This window comes from Nonomuraea sp. NPDC049784, from assembly GCF_040659615.1.
Classification (GTDB): domain Bacteria; phylum Actinomycetota; class Actinomycetes; order Streptosporangiales; family Streptosporangiaceae; genus Nonomuraea.
Map to the genome: position 1 here is coordinate 1 of NZ_JBFAMX010000365.1, position 10,157 is coordinate 10,157.

Consider the following 10,157-nt stretch of genomic DNA (forward strand, 5'->3'; position numbering starts at 1 on the left):
CACGAGGGCCATCCCGCACGGCGCGGCCGGTCGTAGGGGCCGGTCTCGCCGTAGCGATCGTCTTCGGTGACCCCATCGGCGTCCAGCTCGTCGCGGGCCTCACGGCGCACCCCACCGGAACCTGGGTCGCTCAACAGGCCCGTAACCTGGTCATGAACCTGGGAGAGCAGGCCGAGGGCATCAGATTCCCCATTCGCGACCGCGATGCCAAGTTCACCGCGGTTTTCGACGAGGTGTTCACTTCACTCGGCGCCCGTGTCGTCAAAACACCAGTTCGCGCGCCGCAGGCGAACGCGATAGCCGAGAGCTGGGTCGGCACCGTTCGAAGGGAATGCACCGACCGGCTACTGATCTGTGGTGAAGGCCATCTTCGCCGAATTCTGCAGGGATACGAACGGCATTACAACCGGCATCGTCCCCATCGCGCACGAGACCGTCGGCCACCTCAACCACCACATGCCTCGGCTCCACCAAGAGATCTCGATCAGGTCCGCCTGGAACGCCGACGCGTAGTCGACGGGCTGATCAACCAGTACGGGCGGGCATCATAGACGGAGTGGATAACCGCAGGCCAGAGCCTGCATCCGGATTCTCGCACCCCCCAGGAGGGTTTGGCATCCCGCAACACCTTGCCGAAGTAGACGTCCCCGTCCTCGGGCTGTATCTCCCACAACGGTCGGCCGACCCAGTCCCGGATCAGCTCCAGATGATTGGCGTCGTTGCGGATGGTGCTGTCGGTCAGCCCTGCCGACGAGCGAGCCAGCACGAACCCCGTCAGAACGTCGGTCTCGAAAGCGGCGAAATCTTCCTCGCTGGTAGGGGCTCGGTGCTCGCGCAGATCTCGCACGAATCCTAGCGCCAACCCACACCTCCCCACTTCGTCAGCGCTGTCGTCCCATCACTCCTGTGACGGAATCTTCACGGAGAGTGAAGCTACTTCGGAGCACGGTGATCGATCTGGCAAATGGAAGCAGACGCAGTTCGCAGGCAGCGAGCGTGCGGGGTGAGGAGGATCCAGCGCCCTCAACTCAAGAACTGTTGCTTACCCTACGCCTGAGCCGTCAGGCTCCACAGCGCCGCCACCAGCGGGCGCCGCAGGTCGGCCCGGCGTACGCACAGACCGATCGGGAAGGGTTCTGGCGCCGGATCGGCCGGGATCACCGACAGTCGTTCGCGCACCGCGCTGTGTGTGAGGACGAGGCGGGGGACCAGGCCCGTGCCGCAGCCCAGGGCGGCCAGCGTCAGCAGCCCTTCGTGACCGTCCGGTTCGCAAACCACGTCGGGCACCATACCGCGGCTGCGGAACCAGCGGTCGGCGGCATCGCGCACCAGCCCCCGGTGGGGCAGGACGAACGGCCCCTGGAGGCCGGGATCCGGGCGGTCTTGTGCGGTGACCAGGACCAGTTCGGTGACCGCGACCGTCCGGCTCACCAGGGGCTCTGGCAGCCGGGCCGGGATCCCCGCAACGGCCGCGTCGACCTCGCCCTCGTCGAGCCGGGCCAGCGCCGCCGCCGCGTCGCCGGTGCGCAGATCGAGCCGGACCTGGGGGTGGACGGCGCGGAACGGGGCCAGCAGGTCGCACAGCAGCGCCTGGCAGGCCGTGACTGTGGCGAACACGGCCAGGCGGCCGGTGAGTTCGGCCGGATCGGGATGCTCCTCACGGTAGGTGTGCCACAGCTCCAATGCCCGGACGGCGTATTCACGGAAGCGGTGCCCCTCGGCCGTCAGCGACACCCCGCGCGGCCCCCGGTCGAACAGCAGGTGCCCCAGGTCGGCCTCCAGTCGCTGCACTGTCCGCGTCAGCGTCGCCGGGCTGACGTGGCAGTCGAGGCTCGTCCTGCCGAAGTTCAGCGTCTGCGCCAGATGCAGGAAAAGACGCAGCTCCCGATGGTTCTCCCGCATGCCGCGACCTAGCCCTTTCTCATTCCGCAACGTGCCGCTGCACATGTTGCGCTTGCCGTAACGCTTGCGGGGAGCCTACAACTCGAGCATGACCTCCATCACGTACACCTCCCGCGTCTTCCCCCTAGAAACCATGGACGTGCCCGGCGGCACGGAGACCATCCTGCGCAGCGGCCGGCACCTCTTCCCGCTGCTGCCGCAGGCCTTCGCCGGCGTTGGCCGCATCGGCGTCGTCGGCTGGGGCCCGCAGGGCCGCGCGCAGGCCCTCAACCTGCGCGACTCCCTGGCCGGTACGGACATCCAAGTGGCCGTCGGACTGCGCCCCGGATCGGCGTCGGCCGCCGACGCCCGCGCCCACGGCTTCACCGAACAGGACGGCACCCTCGGCGACTGGCTCGCCGTCGCCGCCGACAGCGACCTGGTGATCCTGCTGATCGCGGACGCCGCGCTCGCCGCCCACCACCGGGAAATCTTCGCCGCGCTGAAGCCCGGGGCCGTCATCGGCCTCTCGCACGGCTTCCTGCTTGGCCACCTTCGGGAGACCGGCGGCGAGTTCCCGCCCGGGCACGGGGTGATCGCCGTGTGCCCCAAGGGCATGGGCGACTCGGTGCGGCGCCTTTACCTGCAGGGCTCCGAGATCAACGGCGCCGGGATAAACAGCAGTTTCGCCGTGCACGCCGACCCAGACGGCCGGGCCACCGACCTCGCCCTGGGCTGGTCGGTCGCGCTGGGATCGCCATACACCTTCCGCACCTCTCTCGACAGCGAGTGCCTCTCCGACATTGTCGGCGAACGTGCCATCCTGCTCGGCGCCGTCCACGGCATCGTCGAGAGCCTGTACACCCGCTACCGCCTCGCCGGCGACGACGAGGTGACCGCGTATGAGCGGTCCTGCGAGAACGTCACCGGCCCCATAGCCCGCACCATCTCCCGCGCGGGGCTCCGGGCGGTGCGCGAGGGCCTCGCCCCGGCCGGGCGGGACGTCTTCGACCGCGCGTACACGGCGACGTACGGGCTCGCACGCGAGATCGTCGCCGAGATCTACGACGAGGTCGCCGACGGCACCGAACTGCGCAGCGTGATCATGGCCGAACGGCGGCTCGGCGCACGCCCGATGAGCGAGATAGGCGGCTCCCCGATGTGGTCGGCTGGCGACCAGGTGCGGGCGCGGCGGGCTGGACGCGAGCTGCCCGTCGAGCCGTTCACGGCCGGCGTGTTCACCGCCACCATGACCGCGCAGATCGATGAGTTCGCCGAGCGCGGCCACCTTTGGTCAGAGATCGTCAACGAGTCCGTCATCGAGGCGGTCGACTCACTGCTGCCGTACATGCACGCCCGCGACGTGGCGTATATGGTCGACAACTGCTCCCGCACCGCCCGCCTCGGCGCCCGCCGCTGGGGCCCGCGCTTCCAGTCCGCCTACGAACAGATCGCCTACCCAGCCGCCGAACACCCCGCGGACACGGCCCTGGTGAAGGCCTTCGACACCCACCCCGTGCACCGGGCCCTGGCCGCGGCGGCCGAACTCCGACCGCCCGTGGACATCTCCGTGGCCTGCTAGATGATTGCTTCCTCTCCAGTGGTCGTAGGCGGTGAGAGCGCGCATCACCGGCTGGTGGGTGCACGGGATCGGCCGTGGCGGCAGCCCGATCCTGGTCCGCGACGCCGAGGACCGGCTGGGTGTGCTAGACGCGTTCCTCGCCCTCATCTTCGTCCTCGCCCGTGAGGGCATCGCGCTCGACAACTTCAGCCTGCTCCGACGCGTTCGCTTCCAGGCCCGCCGACGATCCCCAAGACCCGCTGATCCTCACCCGGTACATCAACATCCACCTTTCAGAGACCCGGCGCGCATCCTCTTAGGGCGTCGGGATTAGACCTAATCCCAACACCATGCCGACCGGGGGAGCAGCTTCATGGGGCGTGGTGATCAGTTTGAACTGGGCACGATGAGTTCTGCTGTTCAAAGTGGTCTACCTGAGGACCCATGTAAGACGGGCCGGAAAGCACCGGGCCGAGCGATAACCAGAGGAGACCCCCATGGGCAAGATCTTCAGCCACATGACGATGTCGTTGGACGGATACATCGCACAACCGGATGACCAGGTCGGCGAGCTGTTCGACTGGTATGAGGCCGGAGACGTGGTCGTGCCGAACCCCAACGAGGACATCTCGGTCAAGGTCGATGATGCGGGTGCGGAGGCATGGCGAGACCTGACCGAGAACACCGGCGCGCTCATCGCCGGCCGCCGCTTGTTCGACATCGCCGATGGTTGGAACGATAAGCACCCGGCTGGCGCACCTGTTGTCGTGGTCACGCACCGCCCGCCGGCGAATGCTGCCGAGAAGTGGCCGACAACGACGTTCGTCGACGGAGTCGGGGCGGCGATCAATCGGGCGAAACAGATCGCCGGCGACCAGAACGTCACGATCGCCAGCGCGAACGTGACGCAGCAGGCACTCGCTCTCGGCCTGGTGGACGAGGTGTGTGTCAGCCTCGTACCGGTGCTGTTCGGCGAGGGCGTCCCGTACTTCTCCAAGATCGAAGGTGGGCACCTCCTGCTCGACGACCCGATCGTCATCCAGGGCCGACGTGCCTTGCACTTGCGGTATCCGGTCCGTCGCTAGCCTCTGTTCGGGGCCAGTCGGAGGCACGAACTCACCCGATGAGGCCGCCGTCATCGCGGTCCAGCCGTCCGGGGGCCCGCCGCTGCTGCGTGATCACGGCGGCGGCTTCCGCTCCGCCGTGCCAGGACCGCTGAATTGTCGGAGGCCTGGTCGGCATGCCGCAGAAAGCCTTCGATGAGTTCGACATCGCCACGTCCGATACAACCATCCACGGGCGCCGGGGCGGGGCGGGGCCGCCCGTCCTCCTGCTGCATGGCATCCCCGAGACGCACCTCATGTGGCACCGGGTGGCGCCGCAGCTGGCCGAGCATTTCACCGTGATCGCCACCGACCTGCGTGGCTTCGGCGCCAGCGGCACACCGCCGAGCACGCCCGACCACGCCCCGTACAGCATGCGCGCGATCGCCCGCGACCAGGTCGAGGTCATGCGCGCGCTGGGGTACGAAGAGTTCGCCGTGGCGGGGCACGATCGGGGCGCGCGCTGTGCGTACCGGATGGCGCCTCGACCATCCCGAGGCCATCACCCGGCTGGCCGTGCTCGACATCGTGCCCACCGGGGAAGCCTTTGGCCGCGCGGACATGGACGTCGCGCTCGGCTATTGGGTGTGGACCTTCCTGGCGGCGCCGGAGCCGGTGCCCGAGCGGCTGATTGCGGCAGCGCCCTCCGTCCTCGTGGACCACATGCTCGACTCCGGGTCGCAGGCGCCGGATGCCTTCCCACCCGTGGTGGAGATCGCCTTGGCGGCCTCCGGCGTGTTCTTGTTGGCCTGGCGTAACCGCTCAGGATGGGGTGGCTCCAGTTGGTTCAGGCCTGAGTGGGCGGAGTGCTGTACGGCAGATGGACGAGGGCGCAGTCGCGGATCGGGCGTGGAAGACCGTAAGGGTATCGGAAAGAGGCCACCAAAAAGGGCTTTCATCCCACCTGGCGCAGGTAGACGCAAAGGTAGACAGAAGGAATGAGATGTTGGGGCGGCCTTTGGAGATTGCTGTACCCGTGGTCCCGGCCGTGGGCGCTGGTGGCCATCCCTCTCGGCATGATCGTCTTGATCACGCTCGCCGATGTGGTGACCCCGGGCAATTCCCACTTCGGACCGTTGCTGGTGGCGGCGCCCGCCATTACGGCGTCGTTCGCCGGCCCGCTGCTCACAGCGGCGATGGGACTTCTGGCGATCGCGGGAGAGGTGCTGATCGCTGACCAGAACGGTTTGCTGGGCATACCTGCCGTACGAACGGAAATCGTGGCCATGGCCTTGGTGACGGCATTCGTCGTGCTGTTCTGCTTCGTCCGCGACCGAGAACGGCGCCAGCTGATCCAGGTGCGATCCATCGCCGAGGTAGCGCAGCGGGCCCTGCTGCGGCCCGTGCCTGATCACCTCGGCCCGCTGAGACTTGCCTCCGCTTACTTGGCCGCCGAGACCGACGCGCGGATCGGAGGTGATCTGTTCGGAGCCATACGGACTACTGGCAGGACACGGGTGATCATTGGCGATGCGCGGGGCAAGGGCTTGCCCGCGGTCTCCGATGCCACCGTCGTGCTCGGCGCCTTTCGCGAAGCCGCGCGTCGGCAGGTTGCCCTGCCGACACTGGGCGCAGAGCTCGACGACAGCGTTCGCTTCAACATAGGCCTCGATCAGTTGCCCGATCTGTCGGAGAACGTCGCGGAGGGATTCGTGACGGCCGCGGTGCTGGACATTCCAGACGACAAGACGGCCCTCACCATGGTGAACTGCGGACATCCACCACCGCTGATCATGCGCAGTGGCAGGGTCGCGACACTGGACGGCGGCGTTCCCGCACCGCCCCTTGGCCTGGGGCCGCTGTGCGGCCAGCCGTACACCGAGCACGCCTTCGCCTTCGACGACGGCGATCTGCTCCTGCTCTACACCGACGGCGTGATCGAAGCACGAGACTCCACGGGCGCCTTCTACCCTTTGGCCGAGCGGATTTCCCGCTGGGCCGACCAGACACCGGACGCGCTGGTGGCGCATATCTGTGACGACCTGCTCGCTCACGTGGGCGGACGGCTCGGCGACGATGCCGCACTGATCGCCGTACGCCGCTACCCGCCCTCCACGACGCCGATCCAGACGCCACCACTTCCGGGCCGGGCATAGCCGTGTCCGGCGGTAGATGATTCTCGCCGGCCGCTCCCGGATCGGCCTGCCCGGAGGGAGCCCCGTGGCTTCGGCCGAAAATTCAACAAATTATGTCTCTGGCCTGCATTGACGGGCAGGGCTTGGGTCTGGCCCATTAGCCTGAGACCTCTGCATAAGCGCAGCTGGAAGGCATATCCGTTGGATCCTGCGCCATTACTACCGGGACCCCTGACCGGGCGCACACAGAAGGTCTTCCGCATGAATCCTGTCGCGGCGAGGCATAGGCTTGGAAAACATGAGCCTTGAGCTGCGGCAACTACGCTATTTCGTGGCTGTCGCTGAGGAACTCAACTTCTCCGCAGCTGCGCGTCACCTCTACGTTTCGCAACAGGCGCTCAGCCGCGTGATCCAGCAGCTCGAACGCGAGCTCGGCGTCAAGCTGTTCGAGCGCACCACGCGCGCGGTAGGGCTCACCGCCGCCGGTGAGGCCATGCTCGTGTGGTCTCGGCGTTCGGTTGCCGCCGCTGATGAGGCTGTCAACGCTGCCAGGCGTGCCGATGTGGGCGATGTACGAGCGCTTCGCCTCGACCTCTCGGCCGCTAGCCTGCTCGCGCCCGCGATGGTCCTGCGGAGGCTCCAGCTCGACCATCCCGGCATGCCCATTGAGCTCGTCGAGAACGGCGTCCCGCGCGGGTTGGAGGCGTTGCAGGACGGCCGCCTGGATGCCCTGCTCGGCCTAGCCACACATTGCCCGGCGACGCTGGAGGCCGATCTGATCCGCCAGGAACCTGTTTTGATCGGTATGGGCAGCCACCACGAACTCGCCCAACTCGACTCCGTTCCGGTCTCCCGGCTCGCCGAATTCGACCTGCTGCTTCCCTCCGACATCGCCGCCATCGAATGGGTCGAATTCGTCGTTTTCTTCTGCGCCCAGGCCGGCGTTCGTCCGCGACGCTGGCCCGCCGCCACCCACGGCTCGGCTGCCGCCGCAGACGTACTTCGCGGGGGCGACTGCCTCACGCCGACGGTCGCCTGGGCTGACCCGCCCGCCGACTTGGTCTTCCGCCCGCTCGTGGAGCCGGTGCCTATCTATGCCTGGTCGATCATGACCGCACCGGCGGCCGAAGAACGGCCCGGGCTGGAGGCGTTCAAACGATCCATCCTCGCCTTGAGCGAGGAAGAGGGCTGGCTCCCGCCGCTCGCCTGACTGCGGATCTGGCGACGAGGTGCGACGGATTGACAACCTCGGCGTGTTAATCGGTGCGTGATTGGTGTTTCCGTACGACGTGGCGGCCGACCTAAATTCGCCACGTGGGCCGTTCAGCCTGCATCTGAAATCCCTGAACAGCGCACGGATCGAAAGGCCGTCATGTCCTCGTCGCGAGTCTCGTTTATCACCGGTGGTTCGTCCGGCTTGGGGTATGCCATTGCCGATGCCGCCCTGGCCGGTGGGGGCACCGCCCTGCTGGGAGCCCAGCGTACTCGTCTACTAGACCCCCTGATCAAGCGCTATCCCGGCCGAGTCATCGCCTACCCGCTCGAGGTGACCAAGCTGGAGCAGATCGAGGCGGCGGCCACCGCCGCCGTCGGCCGCTTCGGCGTGCCGGCCAACAATGCCGGCCAAGGCCAGTTGGGCGCTCTCGAGGAGACCTCGGACGCCGAATTGCATCAACTGTTCGATGTGCACGTGTTCGGTCCGGTGGCACTCATCCGGGCAGTGTTGCCGGTGATACGGCGTCAGCGAAGCGGCGCCATCGTCCAGATGTCGAGCGGCTTCGGCCGATACTCCGCTCTAGGACTGTCCGCCTACAGCGCGACCAAGTTCGCCCTGGAGGGGCTGAGCCAAGCGCTCGCGGCGGAGGCCGAACCTTTCGGAATCAGGGTGCCGGTGGACGAACTGGGCGCCTTGCGCACCAGCATCCTCGGTCAGGCATTCCACCACTCAAGGAACATGCCGGAATACGAGGAGATCACCAGTTCCGTCCGGGGCATGCTGGCCGGGCTCAACGGCGGGCAGCCCGGCGACCCTGCCAAGGCCGCCGTGGCCATCCTAACCGTGCTGAACTCCGATCATCCGCCCCTGCGCCCGCCCCTTGGCATTGACGCCCTCGACGGGATCCGAGACGAGATCGCGGTCACCAGCAAGGAACTCGACACTTGCGGGGCGCTCAGCCGGGCCACCACCTTCGACAATGTCAGTGACCCGATCGAGGGCTCCTCGTGACCGGCCGTGTCGGCGGTCTGCGACGGTCGTCGGCGGCTCAGGCGGGCGCGACCGGCGCGGCAGGGCTCCTTCTGACGGTGGTGTGCGCGACGATCTTCTTCGACGCACTGGACCTGTCTATTACACAGATCGCCTTGCCCAGCATCCAAGCCGGGCTACACATTTCCACCAGCGCCCTGCCATGGGTGGCGACCGCGTACGTCGTGACCTACGGTGGGTTCCTGCTGCTCGGCGGCAGGGCCGGCGACCTGATCGGGGCCCGACCCGTCTTCCTGACCGGGCTGGCGATCTTCGGTGCCGCCTCGCTGGTGTGCGGGCTCGCGGGCGATGGCGGGATCCTCATCGGCGCCCGCGCGGTTCAGGGGGTCGGTGCGGCGCTCACAGTGCCGACCGCCGTCGCCATGCTGGCCACCCGGTTCCCCGAAGGGCCAGCGCGCAACCGCGCATTCGCGACCTTTACCGCGGCGGCGGCCAGCGGCTTCAGCGCCGGCCTCGTGTCGGGCGGGCTGATCACCGGTGGCCTGTCGTGGCGATGGATCTTCCTCGCCAAGGTGCCTCTGATCGCAGCCATGCTGATCGCCGCAACAGCGTCCGTGCCCCGATCCGGAGTCCGCCGACGCGGCGGGTACGATCTGGGCGGGGCGCTGACCGCAACGATCGGCACGGTCTTGCTCCTCTATGGCATCACCCAGGCCGGGAACCCGGCCGCCGACGCCACGGCCGCAGCGGTCCCGTTGACCGTCTCCCTAGCCGTGCTGGTCTCCTTCGTCATCATTGAGAGGCGAAGCGGCGCGCCGCTGCTGCCAACCCGGCTCGTACGAATCCGCGGACTGGCCTCGACCGACACCGCCGCACTCGCGGTGCTTGCGGCACCGTTCGGCGTCTCGTTCGTCGTCACGATCTATCTCCAGGACGTGCTGCACTACTCGCCGATGAACACCGCACTCACCCTGCTGCCGGGCAGTATCGTGTCCGCATTGGTGGGACGCTATGCGGCTCCACGCGCGCTGGACAGGTTCGGGCTGCGGGCCGTCTACGCTGCAGGCTTCTTCCTCGTTGCCGGGGGCAACGCACTACTAATGGCGCTCGCCCCAGGGCGGGCGGTGTTGCTGATTGTGACGGCCACGCTGATCTCGTTGGGGGCCGGCATGGGTTTGACCTACCCGGCCGCCACCGTTGGTGGGGTAGCCCAGACCGATCCGGCCGACCACAGCACAGCGGCCGGGCTAAACAACACTGCCCTGCAGCTCGGCGGCGGAATTGGATTGGCCGCGGTCGCCGCTGCCGTCACGGTCGGGCTGGACGGCGAG

General features: G+C 67.7%; 10 protein-coding genes. 8 read left to right on the forward strand and 2 right to left on the reverse strand.

The window, feature by feature from the left end; translation table 11 throughout:
* Window positions 1-152: 152 nt before the first annotated feature.
* On the forward strand, window positions 153-551 hold the full coding sequence (locus AB0J09_RS43125) for an integrase core domain-containing protein (RefSeq protein ID WP_360704596.1): 399 nt from the start codon (window positions 153-155) through the stop codon (window positions 549-551).
* On the opposite strand, the gene AB0J09_RS43130 is transcribed toward AB0J09_RS43125, so the two are convergent.
* Together AB0J09_RS43130 and ilvY are read right to left on the reverse strand one after the other, a co-directional pair.
* Window positions 485-847, reverse strand: coding sequence for a hypothetical protein (locus AB0J09_RS43130; protein ID WP_360704602.1), 363 nt, complete (start codon window positions 845-847; stop codon window positions 485-487). The two genes, AB0J09_RS43125 and AB0J09_RS43130, sit on opposite strands and share 67 nt — an antisense overlap.
* 200 nt (window positions 848-1,047) lie before the next feature.
* A complete protein-coding gene (gene ilvY, locus AB0J09_RS43135) occupies window positions 1,048-1,902 on the reverse strand; it encodes an HTH-type transcriptional activator IlvY (RefSeq protein ID WP_360704575.1) in 855 nt (284 codons plus the stop codon).
* An 88-nt stretch (window positions 1,903-1,990) separates the two neighbouring features.
* On the opposite strand from ilvY, the gene AB0J09_RS43140 reads away from it, so the two are divergent.
* The 7 genes from AB0J09_RS43140 to AB0J09_RS43170 all read left to right on the forward strand — a co-directional run.
* Window positions 1,991-3,463, forward strand: coding sequence for a hypothetical protein (locus AB0J09_RS43140; protein WP_360704578.1), 1,473 nt, complete (start codon window positions 1,991-1,993; stop codon window positions 3,461-3,463).
* Between the two features lie 476 nt (window positions 3,464-3,939).
* Window positions 3,940-4,527, forward strand: coding sequence for a dihydrofolate reductase family protein (locus AB0J09_RS43145; RefSeq protein ID WP_360704581.1), 588 nt, complete (start codon window positions 3,940-3,942; stop codon window positions 4,525-4,527).
* A gap of 275 nt (window positions 4,528-4,802) precedes the next feature.
* Window positions 4,803-5,303 carry an alpha/beta fold hydrolase gene (locus AB0J09_RS43150; RefSeq protein ID WP_360704599.1) on the forward strand — a complete coding sequence of 167 codons (501 nt, stop codon included), beginning with the start codon at window positions 4,803-4,805 and terminating at the stop codon, window positions 5,301-5,303.
* Window positions 5,304-5,561: 258 nt separating this feature from the next.
* Window positions 5,562-6,641 carry a PP2C family protein-serine/threonine phosphatase gene (locus AB0J09_RS43155; protein ID WP_360704584.1) on the forward strand — a complete coding sequence of 360 codons (1,080 nt, stop codon included), beginning with the start codon at window positions 5,562-5,564 and terminating at the stop codon, window positions 6,639-6,641.
* Window positions 6,642-6,918: 277 nt separating this feature from the next.
* On the forward strand, window positions 6,919-7,830 hold the full coding sequence (locus tag AB0J09_RS43160) for a LysR family transcriptional regulator (RefSeq protein WP_360704587.1): 912 nt from the start codon (window positions 6,919-6,921) through the stop codon (window positions 7,828-7,830).
* A 162-nt stretch (window positions 7,831-7,992) separates the two neighbouring features.
* Window positions 7,993-8,847 (forward strand): SDR family NAD(P)-dependent oxidoreductase, encoded by an 855-nt coding sequence (locus AB0J09_RS43165; protein ID WP_360704590.1) that lies wholly within the window; start codon window positions 7,993-7,995, stop codon window positions 8,845-8,847.
* A partial coding sequence (locus tag AB0J09_RS43170; RefSeq protein WP_360704593.1) for an MFS transporter occupies window positions 8,844-10,157 on the forward strand: 1,314 nt, incomplete at its 3' end. The genes AB0J09_RS43165 and AB0J09_RS43170, both read left to right, overlap by 4 nt.

Coding starts and splice junctions, on each gene's coding strand:
- AB0J09_RS43125 (WP_360704596.1), top strand. CDS start 153: ATGAACCTGGGAGAGCAGGCCGAGGGCATCAGATTCCCCATTCGCGAC.
- ilvY (WP_360704575.1), bottom strand. CDS start 1,902: ATGCGGGAGAACCATCGGGAGCTGCGTCTTTTCCTGCATCTGGCGCAG.
- AB0J09_RS43140 (WP_360704578.1), top strand. CDS start 1,991: ATGACCTCCATCACGTACACCTCCCGCGTCTTCCCCCTAGAAACCATG.
- AB0J09_RS43145 (WP_360704581.1), top strand. CDS start 3,940: ATGGGCAAGATCTTCAGCCACATGACGATGTCGTTGGACGGATACATC.
- AB0J09_RS43150 (WP_360704599.1), top strand. CDS start 4,803: ATGTGGCACCGGGTGGCGCCGCAGCTGGCCGAGCATTTCACCGTGATC.
- AB0J09_RS43155 (WP_360704584.1), top strand. CDS start 5,562: ATGATCGTCTTGATCACGCTCGCCGATGTGGTGACCCCGGGCAATTCC.
- AB0J09_RS43160 (WP_360704587.1), top strand. CDS start 6,919: ATGAGCCTTGAGCTGCGGCAACTACGCTATTTCGTGGCTGTCGCTGAG.
- AB0J09_RS43165 (WP_360704590.1), top strand. CDS start 7,993: ATGTCCTCGTCGCGAGTCTCGTTTATCACCGGTGGTTCGTCCGGCTTG.